The 24,373-nt window shown below is 72.9% G+C and carries 20 protein-coding genes; 15 read left to right on the top strand and 5 right to left on the bottom strand.

The window, feature by feature from the left end:
* Positions 1–137 precede the first annotated feature (137 nt).
* The 3 genes from ACIPW5_RS20530 (at position 138) to ACIPW5_RS20520 (ending at position 2,627) form a co-directional block, all read left to right on the top strand.
* Positions 138–1,130, top strand: a complete 993-nt coding sequence (locus tag ACIPW5_RS20530; protein ID WP_401246674.1) for a GlxA family transcriptional regulator — start codon at positions 138–140, stop codon at positions 1,128–1,130.
* Positions 1,131–1,212: 82 nt separating this feature from the next.
* Entirely contained in the window at positions 1,213–1,833 is a 621-nt protein-coding gene (locus tag ACIPW5_RS20525) for an isochorismatase family protein (RefSeq protein WP_401246671.1), read from the top strand.
* Between the two features lie 59 nt (positions 1,834–1,892).
* A complete protein-coding gene (locus ACIPW5_RS20520) occupies positions 1,893–2,627 on the top strand; it encodes a siderophore-interacting protein (RefSeq protein ID WP_401246668.1) in 735 nt (244 codons plus the stop codon).
* Positions 2,628–2,655: 28 nt separating this feature from the next.
* Here ACIPW5_RS20520 and ACIPW5_RS20515 read toward each other — a convergent pair whose 3' ends face one another.
* On the bottom strand, positions 2,656–3,165 hold the full coding sequence (locus tag ACIPW5_RS20515) for a DinB family protein (RefSeq protein ID WP_401246665.1): 510 nt from the start codon (positions 3,163–3,165) through the stop codon (positions 2,656–2,658).
* A 77-nt stretch (positions 3,166–3,242) separates the two neighbouring features.
* Complete coding sequence (locus ACIPW5_RS20510; RefSeq protein ID WP_401246721.1) at positions 3,243–4,055, bottom strand: GNAT family N-acetyltransferase; 813 nt, start codon at positions 4,053–4,055, stop codon at positions 3,243–3,245.
* Positions 4,056–4,116: 61 nt separating this feature from the next.
* Here ACIPW5_RS20510 and ACIPW5_RS20505 point away from each other — a divergent pair, with 61 nt between their 5' ends.
* From ACIPW5_RS20505 to ACIPW5_RS20480, 6 genes are all read left to right on the top strand, one after another.
* Positions 4,117–4,509 (top strand): signal peptidase I, encoded by a 393-nt coding sequence (locus tag ACIPW5_RS20505; RefSeq protein WP_401246663.1) that lies wholly within the window; start codon positions 4,117–4,119, stop codon positions 4,507–4,509.
* Between the two features lie 208 nt (positions 4,510–4,717).
* On the top strand, positions 4,718–6,955 hold the full coding sequence (locus ACIPW5_RS20500) for an MMPL family transporter (RefSeq protein ID WP_401246660.1): 2,238 nt from the start codon (positions 4,718–4,720) through the stop codon (positions 6,953–6,955).
* 27 nt (positions 6,956–6,982) lie between these two features.
* Positions 6,983–7,537 (top strand): GNAT family N-acetyltransferase, encoded by a 555-nt coding sequence (locus ACIPW5_RS20495; protein WP_401246658.1) that lies wholly within the window; start codon positions 6,983–6,985, stop codon positions 7,535–7,537.
* A gap of 91 nt (positions 7,538–7,628) precedes the next feature.
* Entirely contained in the window at positions 7,629–8,261 is a 633-nt protein-coding gene (locus tag ACIPW5_RS20490) for a hypothetical protein (protein ID WP_401246656.1), read from the top strand.
* A 189-nt stretch (positions 8,262–8,450) separates the two neighbouring features.
* Positions 8,451–8,606, top strand: a complete 156-nt coding sequence (locus ACIPW5_RS20485) for a hypothetical protein (protein ID WP_401246653.1) — start codon at positions 8,451–8,453, stop codon at positions 8,604–8,606.
* An 80-nt stretch (positions 8,607–8,686) separates the two neighbouring features.
* Entirely contained in the window at positions 8,687–11,752 is a 3,066-nt protein-coding gene (locus ACIPW5_RS20480; RefSeq protein WP_401246719.1) for a helix-turn-helix transcriptional regulator, read from the top strand.
* Here ACIPW5_RS20480 and ACIPW5_RS20475 read toward each other — a convergent pair.
* The 3 genes from ACIPW5_RS20475 to ACIPW5_RS20465 form a co-directional block, all read right to left on the bottom strand.
* Positions 11,749–11,940 (bottom strand): DUF6191 domain-containing protein, encoded by a 192-nt coding sequence (locus tag ACIPW5_RS20475; RefSeq protein WP_401246651.1) that lies wholly within the window; start codon positions 11,938–11,940, stop codon positions 11,749–11,751. The genes ACIPW5_RS20480 and ACIPW5_RS20475 overlap by 4 nt on opposite strands.
* A 49-nt stretch (positions 11,941–11,989) precedes the next feature.
* Complete coding sequence (locus tag ACIPW5_RS20470; RefSeq protein WP_401246648.1) at positions 11,990–13,207, bottom strand: PQQ-dependent sugar dehydrogenase; 1,218 nt, start codon at positions 13,205–13,207, stop codon at positions 11,990–11,992.
* Positions 13,208–13,361: 154 nt separating this feature from the next.
* Positions 13,362–14,369, bottom strand: coding sequence for an aldo/keto reductase (locus tag ACIPW5_RS20465; RefSeq protein ID WP_401246646.1), 1,008 nt, complete (start codon positions 14,367–14,369; stop codon positions 13,362–13,364).
* An 84-nt stretch (positions 14,370–14,453) separates the two neighbouring features.
* Here ACIPW5_RS20465 and ACIPW5_RS20460 point away from each other — a divergent pair, with 84 nt between their 5' ends.
* From ACIPW5_RS20460 to serA, 6 genes are all read left to right on the top strand, one after another.
* A complete protein-coding gene (locus ACIPW5_RS20460) occupies positions 14,454–15,401 on the top strand; it encodes a 2-hydroxyacid dehydrogenase (RefSeq protein WP_401246643.1) in 948 nt (315 codons plus the stop codon).
* A gap of 307 nt (positions 15,402–15,708) precedes the next feature.
* The gene (locus ACIPW5_RS20455) at positions 15,709–18,585 is read left to right on the top strand and encodes a putative bifunctional diguanylate cyclase/phosphodiesterase (RefSeq protein ID WP_401246641.1); all 2,877 of its coding nucleotides are present in this window, start codon (positions 15,709–15,711) and stop codon (positions 18,583–18,585) included.
* Between the two features lie 228 nt (positions 18,586–18,813).
* On the top strand, positions 18,814–20,703 hold the full coding sequence (locus tag ACIPW5_RS20450; RefSeq protein WP_401246638.1) for an acetolactate synthase large subunit: 1,890 nt from the start codon (positions 18,814–18,816) through the stop codon (positions 20,701–20,703).
* A gap of 32 nt (positions 20,704–20,735) precedes the next feature.
* Entirely contained in the window at positions 20,736–21,260 is a 525-nt protein-coding gene (gene ilvN, locus ACIPW5_RS20445; protein ID WP_007266740.1) for an acetolactate synthase small subunit, read from the top strand.
* Positions 21,261–21,401: 141 nt separating this feature from the next.
* Complete coding sequence (gene ilvC, locus ACIPW5_RS20440) at positions 21,402–22,403, top strand: ketol-acid reductoisomerase (protein WP_401246635.1); 1,002 nt, start codon at positions 21,402–21,404, stop codon at positions 22,401–22,403.
* Positions 22,404–22,698: 295 nt separating this feature from the next.
* Positions 22,699–24,288: a phosphoglycerate dehydrogenase gene (gene serA, locus ACIPW5_RS20435; protein ID WP_401246632.1), complete on the top strand. Its 1,590-nt coding sequence runs from the start codon at positions 22,699–22,701 to the stop codon at positions 24,286–24,288.
* Positions 24,289–24,373: the final 85 nt, after the last annotated feature.

Below are 24,373 nucleotides of genomic sequence, written 5' to 3'. Positions count from 1 at the left end.
CGGGCAACACCTGACGGAGGCCCCGCACCGGATCCCGGTGCGGGGCCTCCGCCGTGTCCGGCCGCGGCGGAGGCCGTGTCCGGATGTGACGGGGAATCGTCATTGCCGCCATGCGGGGGCCGCACGAGGATGGGGTCATGCCCACTTCGCACCGGGTCGTCATCGCGGTCTTCCCCGATGTCGACCTCCTCGACGTCACCGGTCCGGCCGAGGTCTTCGCCCTGGCCAACCGGGAGACCGGCGGGCGGGCCGGTTACGAGGTCACCCTCGCGGGGCCCGCGGCCGGACCGGTGCGGACGTCGGCCGGGGTGCGGCTGTTCGCCGACCGCGCGTTCGCCGAGGTGGGCGAACGGGTGGACACGCTGCTGGTGCCCGGGGCGGTCGACATGACCGACGCCGGGCCGGTGGCCCGGATCGACGAAGCCGTCGTGGCGTGGGTGCGGGAGACCGCCCCGCACGCCCGGCGGGTGGCGTCGGTGTGCGTGGGGGCGCACCTGCTGGCGGCGGCCGGGCTGCTGGACGGGCGGACGGCGACCACCCACTGGTCGACGGCCGCGCAGCTGGCGGCGGATCATCCGGAGGTCGTGGTCGACCCCGATCCGATCTTCGTTCGCACCGACCGGGGCCGGCTGTGGACCGGGGCGGGGATCAGTGCCTGTCTGGACCTGGCGCTGGCCCTGGTCGCGGAGGACCTGGGCGAGCAGGCCGCGCTGGCGGTGGCCCGGCAGCTGGTGATGTACCTCAAGCGGCAGGGCGGCCAGAGCCAGTTCTCGGTGCCGCTCAGCCGGCCGGCGGCGGGCCGCCGGGACATCGACGAGCTGCGGTTGTGGATCGCCGACCACCTGGACGCGGACCTGTCCGCGCCGGCCCTCGCGGCCCGGATGTGCCTGAGCGAGCGCCACTTCGCCCGGGTCTTCACCCAGGAGACCGGCATCAGTCCCGCCGCCTACGTCGAAGCGGCCCGCATCGAGGTGGCCCGGCGGGTGCTGGAGACCACCGACAGCCCGCTCGACCAGGTCGCGGCCGCCGCCGGTCTCGGCTCGGCGGAGACCCTGCACCGGGCCTTCCGCCGGCAGCTGGCCACCACCCCGGCGGCCTACCGCCGGCGGTTCCGTACGCAGGCCGGCTGACCCCCTGCCCGCTCCTTCTGCAGGACGGCCGGCTTCGCCGTGCCTACTTCCCTTCCCTTTTTGGCCTTTTGAGAGGATTCCCATGAGTGCGAGCACCGCGTCCACGACCCTGCGCGAGCTGAGCGGGCTGGAGGCCCGTCCGGCACGGCTGGCCGACTCCGTCCTGGTGATGGTCGACTTCCAGAACACCTACCGCACCGGCGTGATGGCCCTGGAGGGTGCCGGGGCGGCGCTCGCGGCGGGGGCCCGGCTGCTGGAGCGCGCCCGGGCCGCGGGCGTCCCGGTGGTCCACGTCGTCAACGACGGCGGTGTGGGGACCCCGTACGACATCCGTGCCGAGATCGGCGCCATCAGCGCCGAGGTCGCCCCGGCCGAGGGGGAGCCGGTGGTGGTCAAGCAGGTCCCGAACGCCTTCCACGGCACCGAGCTGGAGAAGGTCCTCACGGGGCTCGGATTCGGGGCCGGCAGCGGCAAGGGCCTGGTGCTGGCCGGGTTCATGACGCACATGTGCGTCACCTTCACCGCCGAGGGCGCCTTCTACCGCGGCTACCGTCCCGCGGTGGTCGCCGAGGCCACCGCCACCCGGGCCCTGGCCGCCCCGGACGGCTCCGTCCTGCCTGCGGCGACCCTCCAGGCGGCCGCCCTGACCACGGTCGCGGACCTCTTCGGACTGGTGGTGCCGGGGGTCGACGACCTCCTGTAAGGGCCCGTCGACTTAGGTTAGGCTGGCCTTACTGTAAAGGTGTCAGGGGAGGGGCGGACATGGCGGTCGGCAAGGGCTGGGAGGGCGTGGTCCTCAAGCTGCTGCGCGGCAAGGACTTCACGTTCACGGTCACGGGGGTGGAGGAGGTCACCGAGCACTTCCGCAGGATCCGCTTCAGCGACGGCGGGCTGCTGGCCGCCGCCGGCGCATCCCTGCACCCGACCATGTGGGTCCGGGCCTGGTTCCAGGGCGGCAGCCGTCCGCACCAGCGGGCCTACACGCTGGTGGACCCCGACCCGGCGGCCGGCACCTTCGCCTTCGAGTTCGCCCTGCACGACGGGCTCGCGAGCCGGTGGGCGCGCACGGCCGCGCCGGGGGACACCCTGGAGGCCACCGTGCAGGGCACCGGCTTCACGGCACCGGACCCGGAGCCGGAGCGGCTGCTGGTGATCGGCGACCCGGCCTCCCTGCCGGCCGTCAACTCCCTGCTGGACGCCTACCCGAGCACCCCGGCCACCATCTGGTTCGAAACCCAGCACGACTCCGACGCGGAGCTGCCGCTGCGCGCCGAACCGGGCCGGCACGACGTCCGGCGGGTGGCGCGCGGCGGTTCGGCCCTGGCCGGGCGGGTGCGGGCCGAACTGCCGGAGCTGCTCGGCCCGGACCGGGCCGGCGCGTACGTCTGGCTGGCCTGCGACACGGCGACCACCCGGGAGCTGGCGGGCTACCTCAAGAAGGAACTGGGCCTGCCGAAGCAGCGGGTGAACAGCCTGGGCTACTGGCGCGCCGGGTAGGGGCCGGCGCCCGCCCCCGCGTTCCGGGCTACACCCCGACCGTGCCGTCGACGGCCTCGCGGAGGAAGTCGGCGTGGCCGTTGTGGCGGGCGTACTCGTTGATCATGTGGAGCATCACCAGGCGCAGCGAGGCCTCCTGCTCCCACCGGGGGACGTACACCGTCACCTCCAGGGACTCCGCGGCGGCCTCGACGGCGCGGGAGTGCTCCACCTCCGCCTCCCAGGCGGCGAACGCCTCGGCGCGGGTCGCGTCCGCGGCGTCGTACGCCGCCTGGAAGTCGCGCTCGTCGGACCACAGGTGCGGTACGTCGGCGCCGCCGATCGTGCGCCGGAACCACTGCCGTTCCACCTCGGCCATGTGCCGCACCAGCCCCAGCAGGGACAGGGTGGACGGCGGTGACGCCTGCCGCCGCAGCTCCTCGTCGTCGAGCCCCTCGCACTTGAGGGCGAGGGTGGCCCGGTGGAAGTCGAGGTAGGCCCGGAGCGTCTCGCGCTCCCCGGCGGTCAGCGGCGGCCCCGTGCGTTCCGTGTTCTGCATGACGGGATCCTCTCCCGCCGCCGCGGTCCCGCGAAACGCATTTCCGGGCCGGCGAGGACCCCGGACCCGGCGCGGGGTCAGGAGGCGGTGCCCGTCCACAGGTAGGGGGTCGTCACGCCGAGCACGCCGAAGCCCAGGCGCTCCAGGATCGGGCGGCTGTCGTCCGAGGCGTCGACCTGGAGGTAGGGGATGTTCCGGGCTGCCGCCACGCGGGCGCGGTGGGCCACCAGCAGGCGGTAGATGCCGCGGCCGCGCCACTGCGGGTCGGTGCCGCCGCCCCACAGGCCGGCGAAGGCACTGCCCGGGCGCATCTCCATCCGGGCCGCGCTGACGGGGACGTCCCCGGCCATCGCCACCACGGCCTCGATGGTGTCCGGCTCGTCCCGCAGCAACGAGAGCATCTGCTCCCGGATGCGGGGCCGCTCCGTGCCGAAGGCCCGGTGGTGCACGTCCATCATCAGGTCCACCCCCGCCTCGTCCGTCACCACCCGCAGCGTGACCCCCTCCGGCGGCTCCACCGGCAGGGCGGCGAGATCGGCCGTGCGCGCCACCAGCAGCGTCTCCGGCGGCTCCGGCACGAACCCGGCGGCGAGCAGCCGGTCCCCGAGGTCCGCCGGGCGGTCGTGGGAGTACAGCTTCCACTCGAACTCCGGCCCGCCCCCGTCCTCGCCGCGCGCCCCGAAGTGAGCCACCTGCGCCGCGATCTCCGCGTCCGCGGTGTCCTCGTTGAGGTCCGACCAGAGCACGCCGTTCCAGCCGAGTCCCGGCACGGTCTGGCGCACGACCCGGCCCACCCGCTCCACCCGTGCGTGTGCGGCGTCGGGCTGCGCGTCGCGCCGCATCTCCGCGTCGTAGCGGTCGCGCACCTTCAGCAGTTCATCGAGATCCATCGTCATGGGGGGCAGCCGACCAGGTGCGGGGCCGTTCCCACAACTGCATTAGCCTCACCCCGTGAACGACGACTCCTTGATCCACACCGGTAAGGCCACCCCCGACGCCGCCGCCGACCGGGGCTGGCTCCTCGGCCACTTCAAGGCACCCGGCGATCCCCGCCACAGCGAGGACGTCGAGATCAAGTGGGGGGTCCACCCCAAGGGCGAGGAGCGCGGGCGGTGGGTGACCGGCGAGCGCCGCACCGCCCTCCAGGTGCTGATCAGCGGCCGGTTCCGGCTGGAGTTCCCCGGCCGCACCGTGGTCCTTGCCGAGCAGGGGGACTACGTGGTCTGGGGGCGCGGGGTCGACCACTCCTGGTACGCGGAGGAGGACTCGGTGGTCCTCACCGTCCGCTGGCCCTCGCTCCCCGGCTACCGGGCCGACGAGCCGTCCGCCCCGGAGCGCCAGTGACCAAGGTCCCGCATCCCGCCACATGCCTGTGACGATGCACACGAAACCAGCCAACGATCACGAAAGGCTGGAATCGTGTCAATCGAGGTGTAGACCACCCTGGCCACGGTGGACCCCGCGGCCGAACCTTCACAAGTTCACGAGTTCATGAGTTCTTTGCGTCGGGCTACCTCCCGGTGAAGATCCGAACCACCAGGGAGCACGTCCGTTGGCAGCAATCGCACGGTGGTGCCTGCGGCACCGACTGGTCACCGTTCTGATCTGGCTGCTCGCCCTCGGCGGGACCGCCGCGGCGGCCGGAGCGACCGGAACCGCGTTCTCCAACGACTACGAAGTCCCCGGCACGGAGTCGGCCAAGGCCCACGCCCTGCTGCGGGAGGGCTTCCACGGCCAGGGCGGCGACACCGACACCATCGTGTGGCGGGCCCCGGACGACCGGACGGCACGCACCCCGGACATCGAACAGCGCATGACCCGGGCCCTGGACGCCGTCGCGGCCCTGCCCGGAGTGGCATCGGTCGCGAGCCCCTACGCGGCGGGCCCCGCCGGGGCCGCGCAGATCAGCCCCGACGGCCGCACCGCCTACGCGGTGGTCACCTTCGACCGGCAGGCCGACGCCGTGCCCAAGGCCCAGGCCAGGGCCGTCGTCGACACCGCGAAGAACCCCGCCACCGAGGCGGACGGCCTCCAGGTCGAACTCGGCGGCCGCGCCATCGGCCTGACCGAGGCGCCCAGCGCCCACCTCGCCGAGGTCATCGGCGTCGGCATCGCCGCCGTGGTCCTCTTCCTCGCCTTCGGCTCCCTCGCCGCGAGCCTCCTGCCCATCGCGACCGCCCTCGTCAGCGTCGGCAGCGCCTACTTCGGCATCACCCTCCTCGGGCACGCCATGCCCGTCGCCGACTTCGCCCCGATGCTGGGCACCCTCGTCGGCCTCGGCGTCGGCATCGACTACGCCCTGTTCATCGTCACCCGGCACCGCAAGGGCCTGGCGCGCGGCCTCGGCGTCGAGGAAGCCGCCGCGAGCGCCGTCGCCACCACCGGCCGGGCCGTGGTGTTCGCCGGGGCCACCGTCTGCATAGCCCTGCTCGGCATGCTGGTGCTCCGGCTGAACTTCCTCAACGGGGTCGCGATAGCCGCGTCCCTCACGGTGATCCTCACCGTGGCGGCCTCTGTCACCCTGCTGCCCGCCCTCCTCTCGTACATCGGCATGCGGGCCCTCTCGCGCCGCGAACGGCGCAGGCTCGCCGCCGAGGGCCCCCGGCCCCAGCCGCCCACCGGGTTCGCCGCCCGCTGGTCCGCCTTCGTCGAACGCCACCCCAAACTGCTCGGACTGGTCGCGGCCCTGGTGATGGCCGTGCTCGCGCTGCCCACCCTCTCGCTCCACCTCGGCACCTCCGACCAGGGCAACAACCCCGCCTCGTCCACCACCCGCAAGGCCTACGACCTGCTGGCCGAAGGCTTCGGGCCCGGCACGAACGGCCCGCTCAGCGTCGTCGCCCGGCTCGACGGGGCGGGGGACCGCGTCGCCGTCGAGCGGCTGGCGGAAGCCCTGCGCGCCACCGACGGCGTCGCCTCCGCCGGCCCGGCCGTCTTCAACCGCAGCGGGGACACCGCCGTCCTCACCGTCGTCCCCGACTCCGCCCCGCAGTCCCGGGCCACCAGCGAACTCGTCGACACCCTGCGCCGGGACGTCATCCCCCGCGCCGGACACGGCAGCACCATGGACGCCCACGTCGGCGGGGTGACGGCCGGCTACGACGACTTCGCCGAGGTCATCGTCGGCAAACTGCCCCTCTTCGTCGGGGTGGTCATCGCGCTCGGCTGCGTCCTGCTGCTGCTCGCCTTCCGCTCCATCGGCATACCGCTCAAGGCCGCCGCCATGAACGTCGCCGCCGTCGCCTCCTCCTTCGGCGTCGTCGTCGCGATCTTCCAGTGGGGCTGGGGGAGCGAACCGCTGGGCCTGGGCAGCGCCGGGCCGATCGAGCCCTTCCTGCCCGTGATCATGGTGTCGGTCCTCTTCGGGCTCTCCATGGACTACCAGGTCTTCCTGGTCAGCCGGATGTACGAGGAGTGGCTGGAGAGCGGGGACAACAGGCGGGCCGTCCGCGTCGGCCTCGCCGAGACCAGCCGGGTGATCAACTCGGCGGCCGTCATCATGATCTCCGTCTTCCTGGCCTTCGTCCTCAGCGGCGACCGGCTCATCGCGATGTTCGGCATCGCGCTCGCCGCCGCCGTCGCGCTCGACGCCTTCGTCCTGCGCACCCTGCTCGTCCCGGCGCTCATGCACATGCTCGGCGGCGCGAACTGGTGGATCCCCGCCTGGCTCGACCGCCGCCTGCCCCGCATCAGCATTGAGCCCCCGGAACGCACCGCTCCCCGTGCGACACTTCCGTCGCAGCGGCCGGACGCCGACCAGGCCGAGCCCGCCGCCCGCACGCCCCGCTGACCGGTCACGAGCCGTAAGGAACCCCTCATGTTCGCGATAGACCTCGCCGACGACGCCCAGCTGTTCCCGCTGGAGGTCTGGCACGCCGAGGAGTTCCTGGCGCACATGGACCGGGGCCGCGAGTTCATCGGGCGGTTCATCGGCCTCCCGGACCGCGTCACCGACCTCCCGTCGGCGCGGCACCTGCTCGGCTCCAAGGCGGAGGAGGCCGCCCGGGACGGCGCCAGGCTCTACGGCATCCGGGTCGACGGCACGCTCGTCGGCGGGGTGCTCTTCCGGACCTTCGACCCCGCCGCCGGCACCTGCGAGGTCGGCTGCTGGCTGGAGCCCGCCGCGGCCGGCCGGGGCCTGGTCACCAAGGCCTGCCGGATCCTGCTCGACTGGGCCTTCGACGTACGCGGCATGCACCGCGTGGAATGGCACGTGGCCTCCGGGAACGCGGCGAGCATCGCCGTCGCCGAACGCCTCGGGCTGACCCGCGAGGGCGTCCTGCGGCAGAACCACCTCCACCGCGGCGTCCGCCAGGACACCGAGGTCTGGGCCGTCCTCGCCCACGAACGGGCCGCCGCCCGCCGGCCGTGACCCCCACCGCCGGGGGCCCGCGGCCCACCTGCGGCGGAGCCCGCCCGGGCCTCTCAGGAAGCTCTCAGAAACGCCGCTTACGGTGCCCCGCATGGACACCACGAAGACCCCCGTCCCGACCGCCCCCGACGCGGACGCGGACACCCCCGAGGACAAGGCGGCCACCCCCGCCGCGGCAGCCGCCGCACCCGCCGCTGCCCCGGACGGCGAGCAGAACGGCACCCCCGCGGCCGCCGAGGACACCGCCGACGCCGAGGCCGCCGAGGACGGAGCGGACGCCGAGGACGAAGACGCCGACGGCCTCGACGAGGACGCCCCCGAGCGGAGCACCGGCGTCGGAGCCGCCGCCTCCGCCGTCGTCGCCGCGGGCCTGGGCCTCGTCGCCCTCAGCGGTAGCTGGGTCTCCCGCGTCGCCGCCGAACGCCAGACGCTCATCGGCCAGATCGAGTCCGTCAGCGCGACCACCGCCAAGGAGAAGATCGCCGCCCTGTACGGCGACGCCTGGCACATGACCGCCCTCGTCAACGGTGTCCTCTCCACCCTCGCCCTCCTCCTCGCCGTCTTCGTCCTCGCCGGTCCCGCCTTCGGCGCCCCCGGCCGGGTCCACCCCGCCTGGGTCCGCTCCGTCTCCTGGGCCGCCGTCGCCCTGGGCCTCCTCGGGGTCCTGCTCTTCGGCCTCATGTACTTCGACGTGCTCTTCCCCCTCCCCACGGCCGCCGAGTAGGCACCGCCTTACGGGACCTCCCGCCCCGCCTTAGGCCGCCCCAGGCCGGCTCAGGCCACCCGGGCCCCGGCCTAAGGACCCCGGCACTGCGGAGATGCGGCATCAGCCCCATGTGCCGCACCCCTCTGGGAAGCGAATCTTGGATCACACCGAACGAGGTGCCCGAGAAGAGCAACCAGGGAGAACGAGATGTTCGAGTACGAGATCGCCACCGCCCGCCGCGCCGACCTCATCCGCGAGGCCGACCGGTACCGGGCCGCCCAGGAGGCCAAGAAGGCGTCCCGGAGCCAGGAATCCGAAAGGCGGGTGAGTCGCCACCGCGGCCTCTTCACCCGCGCCGCGTAACCCGCGCCGCGGAACGCCCGGACCTGCGCGACATGACAAGCACAGTGACGACCACTGCCACCGGACCGGACGCGTGTGCGATGCTCGGCGGCGTGGAGACCAGATCTGTCAGCCCGGTGTTCGTCGGCCGAGCCGACGAACTGGCCGCACTCGTCGACGCCCTGGGGCGCGCCGCCGGCCAGGAGCCGCAGGCCCTGCTCATCGGAGGAGAGGCCGGAGTCGGCAAGACCCGGCTGACCGAGGAGTTCCTCACGGAAGCCGCCCGCCGCGGCGCCGTGGTGGCGGTCGGAGGCTGTGTCGAGATAGGGGCGGAGGGACTTCCCTTCGCCCCCTTCTCCACTGCCCTGCGCACCCTGCTCCGCCTGTTCCCCGGCGAACTGGCCGAGGCCGCGGCCGGCCAGGAGGACGAACTCGCCCGGATCCTCCCCGAACTCGGCGAGACACCCCGCGGCCCCCACGACGAGGAGAGCACCGCCCGCCTCTTCGAACTCACCGCCAGGATGCTGGAACGCCTCGCCGCCGACCGCACCGTCGTCCTCGTCCTGGAGGACCTGCACTGGGCGGACACCTCCACCCGCCACCTGCTGGCCTATCTCTTCCGCACCCTCGCCCGCGGCCGCCTCGTCCTCGTCGCGACCTACCGCGCCGACGACATACACCGCCGCCACCCGCTGCGCCCGCTGCTCGCCGAACTCGACCGGCTCCGCACCGTCCACCGCATCGAACTGCCCCGCTTCAACCGGGCCGAGGTGCGCCGCCAGCTCGCCGGGATCCTCGCGTCGCAGCCCGAGGAGAGCTTCGTCGACTCCGTCTTCGACCGCTCCGACGGCAACGCCTTCTTCGTCGAGGAACTCGTCGCCTCCCAGGAGAGCGGCTGCCGCACCGGGCTCACCGAATCCCTGCGCGACCTCCTGCTCGTCCGCGTCGAAGTACTGCCCGACGCCGCCCAGCGCGTGGTGCGCATCGTCGCCGAGGGCGGCTCCACCGTCGAGTACGCACTGCTGCGCGCCGTCGTCCGGCTCGGCGAGGACGAACTGATCGAGGCCCTGCGGGCCGCCGTCGGCGCCAACATCCTCCTCGCCACCAGTGACGGCGACGGCTACCGCTTCCGCCACTCCCTGGTCCGCGAGGCGGTCAGCGACGACCTGCTGCCCGGCGAGCGCGCCCGCGTCAACCGCCGCTACGCCGAGGCCATGGAAGAGGACGCGACGCTGCTCCGGGCCGAGGAGCGGGTCATCCGGCTGGCCAACTACTGGTACGCCGCCAACGACCCCGCCAAGGCCCTGCCCGCGGTCCTCGCCGCCTCCGTCACCGCCCGCCGCCGGCACGCCTACTCCGAGCAGCTCAGCCTGCTGGAACGGGCCATGGACCTGTGGGACGGCGTTCCCGACGAGGTCCGCGCCGCCCTGCGCCCCGCGGACTACACCGAGGTCTACCCGCCCTGCGGCTGCGACCCGGCCACCACGCCGCTCCAGCGCCTCGACCTGCTCGCCGAGGCCACCGTCGCCGCCCGCTTCGGAGGCGAACGCGAACGCGCCCTGAAACTCACCAAGCTGGCCCTGCGCACCCTCGAAGAGGACGGCGAAGACCCGCTGCGCGCCGCCTGGTTCTGGACCGAGCGCTCCCGCCTCGTCGCCAACCTCGGCCGGGGCGACGGCTGGCACGAGATCGCCACGGCCCAGGAACTGGTCAAGGGGCTGCCCCCGTCCCAGGTGCACGCCGACGTCCTCGTCCGTGCCGCCGGCTGGGGCATGCTCCACAACCCCGGCCCCGGCAACCTCGCCGCCGCCGAACGGGCCGTGGAGTACGCCCGCATGATCGGCGCCGAGGAGACCGAGCTCAACGCCCGGATCACCTACGGCTGCCTGCTCACCGACTCCGGTGACGGCACCAACGGCCTCGCCGAACTGCACGCGGTCAAGGACCGCGCCGCCGCCCTCGGACTCACCGTGGTCGCGGGTCGCGCTCACGTGAACATCACCTCCCAACTCGAATCCATGGGCCGGTCCCGCGAAGCCGTGGAACTGGCCGAACAAGGGGTCGAACTCGTCAGCAGGTCCCGGCTCCTGGACACCGAGGCCTGGGTCTGCGGGAACATGGCGGAGAGCCTGTACAGCCTCGGCCGCTGGGACGAGGCCGCCGAAGCGGCCCGCCGCACCCTGCGCGTCGGCCAGAGCGCCGCCCCGCGCGGCTCCGCCTCCGCCCGCCTCGCCTACCTCGCCCTGGCCAGGGGCGAGTTCACCGAGGCCGCCCAGCAGCTCGCCGCCGCCCACGCCCACTTCGGCACCCACGACCGCCAGCCCCAGCACCGGCTCCCGCTCTACCGGCTGGCCATCGGACTGGCCGACGGCGAGGGCCGCATCGCCGACGTCCGCGCCGAGACCGCCGACGCCGTGGCCCACGGCTTCCCGCTCGGCCAGCACCGCTACGCCTGGCCGCTGCTGCTGGCCTCCGCCTCCGCCGAGGCGGACGCCCGGGGCCTGCCGGCCGCCGACGCCGGCCGCGCAGCCGCCCTGGAGGTACTGCGCACCGCCGCCCGGACCCTGGCCACCCCGGTCCCGGTATGGGCCGCGCACGCCGAGTACCTGGGGGCCGAGCTGCTCCGCGCCGAGGACCGGGACGCCGTCGCCGACTGGACCGCGGTCGAGGCCGCCGTGCGCCCCCTCCAGCGCCCCTACCTGCTCGCCCGGGCCCGCCACCGGCTCGCCGAGGCGCTCCTCGTCTCGGGCGGGGACCGCGAGACCGCCGCCGACCTGCTCCGCGACGCCCACGCCGCCGCCGACCGGCTCGGCTCCCGACGGCTCCGGGAGGACCTCGCCCTGCTCGCGCAGCGCGCCCGGCTCCCGCTGACCGCCGAGGAGGCCCACCGGGCCGCCCCGGTCCCGGACACCGACCCCATCGAGGCCCTGGGGCTGACCAGCCGCGAACGTGACGTCCTGCGCCTCGTCGCCGCGGGCAGCACCAACCGCGGCATCGCGGAGGAGCTCTTCATCTCCCCGAAGACGGCCAGCGTGCACGTGTCGAACATCCTGGCCAAACTCGGAGTCGCGAGCCGGGGCGAGGCCGCGGCCCTCGCCCACCGGCTGCGCCTGTTCGGCGCACCGCTCGTCCCGCCGTCCCCCGTGCCCCCGGGAGGACGCTCCTAGACCGGCTCGCCCCCGTCGTCCGCGCCGGGCCCGTGGGCCTCGGCCGGGCGTATGAGCACCTTGCCGGAGTCGAGGTCTATGGGGCCCCGTCCCGGATCGCCGTCACCGACGTCGGTCCGGGACAGCTCCAGCCGCTTCTTCTCCTCGTCCGTGTGCTTGCGTCCCGGGTTGAACAGTTCCTCGATCATGTTGAACACCGCGCACGTCCCGCCTTCCGCCCCTCCGGGGCCGCTCAGGTCACCGCACCGTCAGCTTCAGGATCCGGTCGTCGCCCGGCTTCGGCGACCCGCGCCCGTCCGTCTCGCTCGTCACCAGCAGCACCTCGCCCCCGCCGAGGGACACCACCGTGCGCAGCCGGCCGTACTTCCCCCGGAGGAAGGCCTCCGGCTGTGCCGCGGCGGCGGTCCCCTCCAGCGGGATCCGCCACAGCCGCTCGCCCCTCAGCCCGGCCATCCAGATCGCCCCCTCCGCCCAGGCGATCCCGCTCGGCGAGGCCTCGTCCGTCTTCCACACCGCCACCGGATCGCGGAAGCCCGCCTTGCCGGCCTTCCCCTCCGCCTCCGGCCAGCCGTAGTTCCCGCCGGGCTCGACGAGGTTCAGCTCGTCCCAGGTGCGCTGGCCGAACTCGGACGCCCACAGCCGCTTGTCCCCGTCCCAGGCGAGCCCCTGCACATTGCGGTGCCCGAAGGAGTAGACGACGGAGCCCGCCTCCGGATTGCCGTCCGCCGGCTTCCCGTCCGGGGTCATCCGCAGGATCTTCCCGCCCAGTGACTTCCTGTCCTGCGCCAGCGCCGTGTCCCCGGTCTCGCCGGTGCCGGCGTAGAGCATCCGGTCCGGGCCGAAGGCGATCCGGCCGCCGTTGTGGATGAGCCCCTTGGGGATCCCCCGCAACACCGTGTCGGGTGCGCCCAGTTGCTGCCCGGCCGGTCTCTGCTCGTCGTACCGCATCCGGGCGATCCGGTTGTCGGACTCGGTGGTGAAGTAGGCGTAGACCATCCGGTCCGAGGCGAAGTCGGGGGACAGGGCGAGCCCCAGCAGCCCGCCCTCCCCGCCGGGGGCCACCCCGGGGACCTCACCGATCCGCGTCACCGCGCCCGTGTCCGTCCGCACCCGGCTGACCGTGCCCTTGTCGCGGGAGGCGACCAGCAGGTCCCCGCCGGGCAGCGGGGCCACGCCCCAGGGGGACTCCAGCCCCCCGGCGACCTCGCCCGACACCGTCACCGACCCCTTCACCGCGGACCCCGACGCCCCCGAGGACGCCGGCGGCGAGCCCGGCGGGGAGGCGCCCGGCCCGGACCGCTCGCCGTCCGGCGGGGAACAGCCCGCCGTCAGCAGGGCTCCGCACCCGGCGAGCGCCAGCCCCGCCAGCACGCCCCGGCGCCGCGCGCGGCCGCCCCCGTACCCCGGTGCCCGGCCCCGTACCGCCCCGTCCCTGTGGAACTGCCCGTACCGCATCGTCCCGCTCCCCTCCGGTCGTCCGTCCCCTGTCCGGTGTCCTCCAGTCCTGCCCTTCACCACTCTCAACAGACCCGGCCGCTCCCGAAGTTCCACCCCTCGTACACCCGATCGAGTGGACCTGGGGGAACGGACGGGATCCGGCCGCCGCGTCCTAGTCCCAGGCTCCCACCGCCGCCGGCAGCGCCGCTATCTCGGCCAGCTCCGCCGCCGTGAGCCGCACCTCCGCCGCCCGGGCGTTCTCCGCCGCCCACCGGGCCCGCTCCGCCCCCGGCACCGGCAGTACGTGCGGCCCCTGCGCCAGCACCCAGGCCAGCGCCACCTGCGCCGCCGTGACCTCGGGTCCGTGCCGCCGGGCCACCCGCCGCAGCCCCGCCACCAGCACCTGGTTGGAGGCCATCGCGTGCGCCGTGAACCGCGGGTGCCGCGCCCGCACGTCCGCCTCCTCGAACCCCTGCCCCGGCGTCAGCGTCCCGGTCAGGAACCCGCTGCCCAGCGGCATCGCCGCCAGCATCCCCACCCCGCGCGCCGCACACCACGGCAGCAGCTGCCACGCCGCCTCCGGCGACCACACCGACAGCTCCGCCTGCACCGCCGTCACCGGGAACACCTGCTGCACCCGGTCCAGCTGCCGCAGCGTCGTGCGGTACCCCCGGTCCCCGCGCCGCCCCGCGCCCGGCCCGGCCCCCGCGCCCAGCGCGCAGAACCCCAGCGCCCGCACCTTCCCCGCCTGCACCAGCTCCGCCATGGCACCCCAGGTCTCCTCCACGGGCACCTCCGGATCCACCCGGTGCAGCTGGTACAGGTCGATGACGTCGGTCCGCAGCCGCCGCAGCGAGGCGTCGCACGCCCGCCGCACGTACCCGGGCCGCCCGTCCGCCACCACGTGCCCCTCGCCCGCCCGCAGCCCCACCTTGGCGGACACGAAGGCCTCGGCCCGCCGCTCCCGCAGCACCCGGCCCAGCACCAGCTCGTTGGTGTAGGGCCCGTACAGGTCGGCCGTGTCCAGCAGGTTCGCCCCCAGGTCCAGCGCCGTGTGCAGGGTGCGCAGCGATTCCTCGCCCCGCCGGCGCGAAGGCGCGTAGGCCCAGCTCATCGGCATGCAGCCGAGCCCTATGGCTCCGACCGTCAGCGGTCCCGACCCGATCGACCTGCGCTCCACCCCTGCGTCCCCCTTCCGGCCCGGTCCCGGTCCGGCCCTCAAACTAACGGCTTGATCCAGTTCCCTTCGCATAGCCTCGTGATCATGACTGCAACGACCGGGGACGTCTGGCTCCCCTTCCCGCCCGGAGAGATCGACGGCCTCCCCGACTGCTTCCGCTACCGCCGGTGGGACGGCGAGGACGCCTTTCCGGCCGACCCGGCCGACTGCGTCTTCTACGTCACCCCGTACATGAAGTCCCAGGAGGTGACCCTGCGTCCGCTCGCCCGGATGCCCGCCCTCCGGGTGGTGCAGACCCTCACCGCGGGCATCGACCACGTCCTGCCCGGCCTCGGTGACCTCCGCCCCGGCGTGCGGCTGTGCAACGCCCGGGGCGTGCACGAGGCCAGCACCGCCGAACTCGCCCTCACCCTCGTCCTGGCCTCCCTGCGCGGCATCCCCGGCATGGTGCGCGGCCAGGACCGCGAGGAGTGGCACGGCGGCTTCTACGAGGCCCTCGCCGACCGGTCCGTCCTGATCGTCGGCTACGGGGCGATCGGCGCGGCCGTCGAGGACCGGCTGGCCCCCTTCGAGTGCGGCCGGATCACCCGTGTCGCCCGCTCGGCCCGCACCGCCCCGCACGGGCCGGTCCACGCCCTCGCCGGCCTCCCCGGACTCCTCCCGGACGCGGACGTGGTGGTCCTCACCACCCCGCTGACCGCGGACACCCGGGGGCTCGTCGACGCCGCCTTCCTCGGGCGGATGAAGGACGGGGCCCTGCTCGTCAACGTCTCTCGGGGGCCGGTGGTCGACACCGCGGCCCTGCTGGCGGAACTGGAGTCGGGCCGGCTGCGCGCCGCGGTCGACGTCACCGACCCGGAGCCGCTGCCCGCCGGCCACGCCCTCTGGCACGCCCCGAACCTCCTGATCACCCCTCATGTGGGGGGCAGCAGTTCGGCGTTCGAACCCCGGGCCAAGCGGCTCGTGGCCCGGCAGCTCGCCCGGTTCGCCGCCGGGGAGGAGGTACACAACACCGTCCTGATCAAGGACTGATGCGGGCGCGTCCCGCACTTCGCGGTGGCGCGCGGCTACGCTGGGCGACGGTGCGTGCGCGACCGGTGGCCAGGACCCCCCTCTTGGTGACTGAGCGTAGAGAAGCTATGTCGCTGAGTGACGAAAGTGGTGTATCGTCCGGAACAAGGGGCTGCGCCACGTACGTCTGGCGCTGGGGAGTGATCGGACACTTTGGGGGGCGACGGGCGATGCACGGCCAATGGACGAAGGATCCGATGCGGCAGAGCCGCCGGCGGCGACTGTGCCGGGACTGGACCGCGCCAGAACCGGCCGGCGAGGGGCACCGGTGAGCGCCCCGGGGGCGGCGCTGCTGACCCGGCCGCCGGTCGCGGGCGGAGGGACCCGGGGCCTCGCTGCGCAACTCCTCCTCGCGCTGGTCAGCGGCGGCTACGCCGTCGGAGCCGCCCTCGGCTGGGGATCACCCGAACTCGCCAAGATCATGGGCGACTTCGGCCTCAGCGCCGCCGGATTACTGGCCGCCGTCTCCTGCTACCACTACGCCCGCACGATCGACCGGCGTGAACGCCCCGCCTGGCTGATGTTCGCCTTCTCCTCGCTCATGGGCGGCCTGGGGAACGCCGTCTGGGGCTGGTACGAGGTGGTCCTCGGCCAGAAGGTCCCCGAGCCCTCGCTCGCCGACTTCGCCTTCCTCTGCTTCGCACCGCCCGCCATCGTGGGCCTGCTCGTCCTGGCCAAACGGCCGGTCACCCGCGCCGGATGGGTCTGCCTCGGCCTCGACTCCTGGCTCATCGGCGGCTCGCTGCTGACCCTGTCCTGGAGCCTGGCCCTCGCCAACGCCGCCCGCACCGCCCAGTCGGGCGCCCCCGGCAGCGTCCCGCGCGCCGCGCTCTCGCTCGCGTACCCGCTCCTCGACATCGCGCTGGTCTCGATGGTCCTGGTGCTGCACTTCCGGCGCTCCGCGAACAACCGCTCGGCCGTCAACACGGCCATCGCGGCCCTCGCCCTGACCGTCCTGAGCGACGCCCTGTTCACCTCGCCGCTGCTCAACACCACCTACAGCTCGGGGGAGATCCTCGACGCCGGCTGGTTCGCGGGCTCGCTGCTGCTCGCCTACGCTCCCTGGGGCGCCCGCCGGTCCGAGTCCGCGCCCCGTCCCGCACCGCCGCGGCCGGAGCGCCAGTACAGCCGCCCCATCACCGGCTCGCTGCCCGCGCTCACCCCGTACCTGGCGGCCGCCGTCTGCACCCTCGGCATCCTCTACAACGTGGTGGACGGCCGGAAGGTGGACCGGATGGTGGTCTTCACGGGCTGCACCGTCGTCCTCGCCCTCGTCATCCGCCAGGGCATCATGCTCCTCGACAACATCGCGCTCACCCAGGAACTGGCCCAGAAGGAGAACCACTTCCGCTCCCTGGTCCAGGGTTCCAGCGACGTCATCATGATCGCCGCGCCCACCGGAACCCTGCGCTACGTCAGCCCCGCCGCCGCCGGGGTCTACGGCCGCGAGGCCGAGGAGCTGGTCGGCACCGAGCTCGCCGCCCTGATCCACCCCGACGACCTCGGCCGGGTGGTCCACGAGGTGCGCCGCTTCCTGGCCGCCCCGCCCGCCGAGGAGCCCACCACCCGCATCGAGTGCCGGTTCAAGTCGGGCGGCGGCGAGTGGCTCAACGTGGAGTCCACCGTCAACCGGCACCAGGGCGGGCTCATCCTCAACAGCCGCGACGTCACCGAGCGGGTCCGCCTCCAGGCGCAGCTCCAGCACAGCGCCGAGCACGACCCGCTGACCGACCTGCCCAACCGGGCGCTGTTCACCCGCCGGGTCCGCCAGGCCCTCACCGGCCGCCGGGCCGGCGACCACAGCACCGCCGTGCTCTTCATCGACCTCGACGGCTTCAAGGCCGTCAACGACACCATCGGCCACCAGGCCGGCGACGAGCTCCTCGTCGAGGCCGCCCGCCGGCTCCAGGACGCCGTCCGGGCCGGGGACACCGCCGCCCGCCTCGGCGGCGACGAGTTCGCCGCGCTGATCCTCGGCGACGGCAGCCGCGACCGCAGTGCCCGCGAGTACCAGGTCCACGACATCGCCGACCGGCTGCGCGCCACCCTCTCCCAGCCCTACCGCATCGCGGGGAGCGAGGTCCGGGTGGCCGCCAGCATCGGGGTCGCCTTCGCCGACCCCGGCATCACCCCTTCGGACCTGATGCGCAACGCGGACCTCGCGATGTACCGGGCCAAGGCCGGCGGCAAGGACCGGGTCGAGCTGTACGCGCCCCAGATGCAGGCCGAGGTCGTCCGCAAGGCCGAGCTCGCCGGGCGGCTGCGCACCGCACTGCACGAGGGCGAGTTCGCCCTGCTGCACCAGCCCGTGGTCTGCCTGGCCACCGGCGAGGTCACCGCCGTGGCCGCGCAGGCCCGCTGGCGCTCCGCCCAGGGGATCCTGTTCACCCCGGCCGAGTTCCTCCGGGTGGCCGAGCACAGCGAGGGCGGTCCGGCGGCCGGGCCGGACGGCTCGCGCACCGCCGAACTGGGCCGATGGCTCCTGGAGGAGGCCGTCGAGCAGGCCGCCGAGCGGCACCGGGCCGGGCACGACGTACCAGTGGCCGTGAGGATCACCGCCCAGCGGCTGCTGGACCGCTCCGTGCCGGGCGCCGGCGTGGAGGCCCTGCTGGCCCGCCACGGGCTGCCCTCCGGGTCCCTGGTGCTCGAACTGGCCGCCTCGGACCCCAGGGTGCCCTTCGACGAGCTGGAGCGCCGTCTGACGGCCCTGCACCGGCTCGGCGTACGGATCGCCCTGGACGGCTTCGGCAGCGGCTACGCGGCCATCAGCGCCCTCCGCAGGCTCCCGGTGGACCTGCTCAAGCTGGACCGGGGGCTGGTCGAAGGGGTGGTCGAATCGGCCAGACTGCACAAGATCACGGCCGGATTGTTGCGGATCGCAAACGACCTCGGCATGCAGTCCGTGGCCGACGGGGTGGACCTCCCCGAGCAGCTGCTCGCGCTGCGGGCGATGGGCTGCACCCACGGTCAGGGAGCGGCCTTCTCCGGACCTCTCGACGAATACAGGCTGCGGCGCGCGCTCGTGAGAGGTACGTTCCCAGTACCGGGCGGTACGGCCCAGCCCGCCTTGGCCGGTGGCCCGTCCGGTGGCTCGATGGTCATCCGTAGAGGCTCAAATAATGAGACGCCCGTCCCACCCGCTTGACATCCACCTCCCGCCGGAGGGAGGGTCAATGCCATGCGCACCCGAATTCTCGTACTTGGAAAGCGCGTCGGCTGAAGCTGGGGCCTGCATGTCCCCGCTCGACACCACCGACGCGCTCCCCTCGCTTGCCACCCGGCACGAGGGGTTTTTTGTTGCACTGGCACACGCGTCCGGACCTGATCCGGATCACCCCCCGCTCCTCGTAAAACCCTCAGCTTCGAGAAGAGAATGCCGATGACCGAGCAGGCCTCCGGGGCCCACCATCCGCAGCCGCGGCCCCGTACGGGTGGGCACCACCAGCCCACCGCAGTTGAGCACGTCACGGGCGCCCAGTCCCTCATCCGCTCTCTCGAAGAGGTGGGGTGCGACACCGTCTTCGGCATCCCGGGGGGCTGCATCCTCCCGGCGTACGACCCGATGATGGACAGCAAGAAGGTCCGTCACATCCTGGTCCGCCACGAGCAGGGGGCGGGCCACGCCGCCACCGGTTACGCCCAGGCCACCGGCAAGGTCGGCGTGTGCATGGCCACTTCGGGCCCGGGTGCCACCAACCTCGTCACCCCGATCGCCGACGCGCACATGGACTCCGTCCCGCTCGTCGCGATCACCGGCCAGGTCTCCTCCAAGGCGATCGGCACCGACGCCTTCCAGGAGGCGGACATCGTCGGCATCACGATGCCGATCACCAAGCACAACTTCCTGGTGACCAAGGCCGACGACATCGCGAAGACGATCGCCGAGGCCTTCCACATCGCCTCCACCGGCCGCCCCGGCCCGGTCCTGGTCGACATCGCCAAGGACGCCCTCCAGGCGAAGACCACCTTCTCCTGGCCGCCCAGCCAGGACCTGCCCGGCTACCGGCCGGTCACGAAGCCGCACGCCAAGCAGATCCGCGAGGCGGCCAAGATGATCGCCGCCGCGAAGCGCCCGGTCCTCTACGTCGGCGGCGGCGTCATGAAGGCCGGCGCCACCGCCGAGCTGAAGGTCCTCACCGAGCTCACGGGCGTCCCGGTCGTCACCACCCTGATGGCCCTGGGCTCCATCCCGGACAGCCACCCGCAGAACGTCGGCATGCCCGGCATGCACGGTGCCGTGACCGCCGTCACCGCGCTCCAGAAGTCGGACCTGCTGATCGCGCTCGGCACCCGCTTCGACGACCGCGTCACCGGCAAGCTGGACAGCTTCGCCCCCTTCGCCAAGGTCATCCACGCGGACATCGACCCGGCCGAGATCGGCAAGAACCGCGCCGTCGACGTCCCGATCGTCGGTGACGCGCGCGAGGTCATCGCCGACCTGATCCAGGCCGTCCAGGCCGAGGCGAGCGAGGGCAACACCGGCGACTACACCGCCTGGTGGAAGGACCTCAACCGCTGGCGCGAGACCTACCCGCTGGGCTACGACCTGCCCGAGGACGGCAGCCTCTCGCCGCAGCAGGTCATCGAGCGGATCGGCCAGCTGGCGCCGAAGGGCACCATCTACGCGGCCGGCGTCGGCCAGCACCAGATGTGGGCCTCGCACTTCGTCAACTACGAGGAGCCCCGCACCTGGCTGAACTCCGGCGGCGCCGGAACCATGGGCTACGCGGTCCCCGCCGCGATGGGCGCGAAGGTCGGCATGCCCGACCGCACCGTCTGGGCGATCGACGGCGACGGCTGTTTCCAGATGACCAACCAGGAACTGGCCACCTGTGCGCTGAACAACATCCCGATCAAGATCGCGATCATCAACAACGGCGCCCTGGGCATGGTCCGCCAGTGGCAGACCCTGTTCTACAACCAGCGCTACTCGAACACGGTCCTGCACGCGGACGAGACCGGCCACGACACCGTGGGCTCCCAGCTCGGCGAGTCCGCCTCCCCCCGCATGGGCACCCGCGTCCCGGACTTCGTCAAGCTGTCCGAGGCCATGGGCTGCGTCGCGCTGCGCTGCGAGGACCCGGCGGACCTGGACAAGGTCATCGCCGAGGCCAACGCGATCAACGACCGCCCGGTCGTGGTCGACTTCATCGTCCACGAGGACGCCATGGTGTGGCCGATGGTCGCCGCCGGCACCTCCAACGACGAGGTCATGGCAGCCCGGGGCGTCCGCCCCGACTTCGGCGACAACGAAGACGACTGAGCCGAGAGAGCCTGAGAGAGAGAACGACTCACATGTCCAAGCACACGCTCTCCGTCCTGGTCGAGAACACGCCCGGCATCCTCGCCCGGATCGCCGCGCTGTTCTCCCGCCGCGGGTTCAACATCGACTCCCTCGCGGTCGGCGTCACCGAGCACCCCGACATCTCCCGCATCACCATCGTCGTGAACGTCGAGGACCTCCCGCTGGAGCAGGTGACCAAGCAGCTCAACAAGCTGGTCAACGTGCTCAAGATCGTCGAGCTGGAGCCGTCCAACGCCATCGAGCGCGAACTCGTCCTGGTGAAGGTCCGCGCCGACAACGAGACCCGCTCGCAGATCGTCGAGATCGTCCAGCTGTTCCGCGCCAAGACCGTCGACGTCTCCCCGGAGGCCGTCACCATCGAGGCCACCGGCGGCGCCGACAAGCTGGGCGCGATGCTCAAGATGCTGGAGCCCTTCGGCATCAAGGAACTCGTGCAGTCCGGCACGATCGCCATAGGGCGTGGCGGCCGGTCCATCACGGACCGCAGCCTGCGCTCCCTCGAACGCAGCGCCTGAGCCCCGCGGCCCCCGGTCCCGCCGCGCCGGATTCCGGGCGCGGCGGCTGACACGCCGGACCGCATAGCGAGACCGAGAAACTCTTATTCCGTTCCCCGCCGTACGGTGGGAGCAACACCAGCGCACCAAGGAGATATCCCAGTGGCCGAGCTGTTCTACGAGAACGACGCCGACCTGTCCATCATCCAGGGCCGCAAGGTCGCGGTCATCGGTTACGGCAGCCAGGGCCACGCCCACGCGCTGTCGCTCCGTGACTCCGGCGTCGACGTCGTCGTCGGCCTCAAGGAGGGCTCCAGCTCCAAGGCCAAGGCCGAGGAGCAGGGCCTGAAGGTCCTCCCGGTCGCCGAGGCCGCCGAGTGGGCCAACGTCATCATGATCCTGACCCCGGACCCGCTCCAGGCCGAGATCTACGAGGCGTCCATCAAGGACCACCTGAAGGAGGGCGACGCGCTCTTCTTCGGCCACGGCTTCAACGTCCGCTACGGCTTCATCAAGCCCCCGGCCAACGTGGACGTCGCCCTGGTCGCCCCGAAGGGCCCGGGCCACCTGGTCCGCCGTCAGTACGAGGAGGGCCGCGGCGTTCCGTGCATCGCCGCCGTCGAGCAGGACTTCTCGGGCAGCGCCTTCGCCCTGGCCCTGTCGTACGCGGCCGGCATCGGCGGCACCCGCGCCGGCGTCATCAAGACCACCTTCACCGAGGAGACCGAGACCGACCTGTTCGGTGAGCAGGCCGTCCTCTGCGGTGGCGCGTCCGCCCTGGTCAAGGCCGGCTTCGAGACCCTGACCGAGGCCGGCTACCAGCCGGAGATCGCCTACTTCGAGTGCCTGCACGAGCTGAAGCTCATCGTCGACCTCATGTACGAGGGCGGCCTGGAGAAGATGCGCTGGTCGGTCTCCGAGACCGCCGAGTGGGGCGACTACATCACCGGCCCGCGCGTCATCACCGACGCCACCAAGGCCGAGATGAAGAAGGTCCTGGCGGAGATCCAGGACGGCACGTTCGCCAACGAGTGGATGGCCGAGTACAAGGCCGGTCTGCCGAAGTACAACGAGTACAAGAAGGCCGACTCGGAGCACCTGCTGGAGACCACCGGCAAGAAGCTGCGCAAGCTGATGAGCTGGGTCGACAGCGACGAGAGCTGATCTCGTGAACGGCGGGGCCGGGACGGTGCGTCCCGGCCCCGCCGCACACCCGCTCCGCCCCGGCCCCGGCCGGAGACCAACCGGAATGTAGCCCGCGGATAGGACGGATTGTCCACCCCGGCCAATCCCGGACGGGTGATCCTTCCGTACAGGCGGAAATTCGCACCCGATCCGCCACTACACTGCTCAACACAACGCGTCAGGCCCACAGTGTCGTGCGTCTTCCACGCGGCTACCCCCTCCACCGCCTGCGGCCGTCGGGACGGCCGTCCGCACTGGACTTGTGAGGACCCACGTGAGCTCGAAACCTGTCGTACTCATCGCCGAAGAGCTGTCGCCCGCCACGGTGGACGCACTCGGTCCGGACTTCGAGATCCGGCACGTCAACGGCGCCGACCGCGGTGAGCTGCTCCCCGCGATCGTGGACGTCGACGCCATCCTCGTCCGCTCCGCCACCAAGGTGGACGCCGAGGCCATCGCCGCCGCCAAGAAGCTGAAGGTCGTCGCCCGCGCCGGTGTCGGCCTCGACAACGTCGACGTCTCCGCCGCCACCAAGGCCGGCGTGATGGTCGTGAACGCCCCGACCTCCAACATCGTCACCGCCGCCGAGCTCGCCTGCGGTCTGCTCGTGGCCACCGCCCGCAACATTCCGCAGGCCAACACCGCCCTGAAGAACGGCGAGTGGAAGCGGAACAAGTACACGGGCGTCGAGCTCAGCGAGAAGACCCTCGGCGTCGTCGGCCTCGGCCGCATCGGCGTCCTGGTCGCCCAGCGCATGTCCGCCTTCGGCATGAAGATCGTCGCGTACGACCCCTACGTGCAGCCCGCGCGCGCCGCCCAGATGGGCGTCAAGATGCTGACGCTGGACGAGCTGCTGGAGGTCGCCGACTTCATCACCGTGCACCTGCCCAAGACCCCCGAGACCCTCGGTCTCATCGGGGACGAGGCCCTGCACAAGGTCAAGCCGTCGGTCCGCATCGTCAACGCCGCGCGCGGCGGGATCGTGGACGAGGCCGCGCTGTACTCGGCCATCAAGGAGGGCCGCGTCGCCGGCGCCGGCCTGGACGTGTACGCGAAGGAGCCCTGCACGGACTCCCCGCTCTTCGAGCTCGACCAGGTCGTCTGCACCCCGCACCTCGGCGCGTCCACGGACGAGGCCCAGGAGAAGGCCGGCATCGCCGTCGCCAAGTCGGTGCGCCTCGCGCTCGCCGGCGAGCTCGTGCCGGACGCGGTCAACGTCCAGGGCGGCGTCATCGCCGAGGACGTGCGCCCGGGTCTGCCGCTCGCCGAGAAGCTCGGCCGCATCTTCACCGCCCTCGCGGGCGAGGTCGCGGTCCGCCTCGACGTCGAGGTCTGCGGCGAGATCACCCAGCACGACGTGAAGGTGCTGGAGCTCTCCGCCCTCAAGGGAGTCTTCGAGGACGTCGTCGACGAGACGGTCTCCTACGTCAACGCCCCGCTGTTCGCGCAGGAGCGCGGCGTCGAGGTCCGGCTGACCACCAGCTCGGAGTCCCCGGACCACCGCAACGTGGTGACCGTCCGCGGCACCCTGTCGGACGGTCAGGAGGTGTCGGTCTCCGGCACCCTGGCGGGCCCGAAGCACCTTCAGAAGATCGTGGGCGTGGGCGAGTACGACGTGGACCTGGCCCTGGCCGACCACATGATCGTGCTGCGCTACACCGACCGCCCGGGCGTGGTCGGCAAGGTCGGCCAGCTGCTCGGCGAGGCCGGTCTGAACATCGCGGGCATGCAGGTCGCCCGTGCCGAGGAGGGCGGCGAGGCGCTCGTCGTCCTCACCGTCGACGCGGAGGTCCCGGTGGACGTCCTCGCGGCCATCTCGACGGAGATCGGCGCCGCTTCGGCCCGTACGGTCAACCTCGTCTGACCGTCGCGCACAGGCGAAGGGCCCGGGGTCTCGACCCCGGGCCCTTTCGCATGCCCCCTTCCGCCCCGCTCCGTGCCGTACGCGG

The sequence above is a fragment of the Streptomyces sp. NPDC090077 genome (assembly GCF_044747545.1).
In the GTDB taxonomy this organism is placed as follows: Bacteria; Actinomycetota; Actinomycetes; order Streptomycetales; family Streptomycetaceae; genus Streptomyces.
Note: the sequence above shows the minus strand (reverse complement) of the source record. Positions and strands in the feature narration are given on the sequence as shown.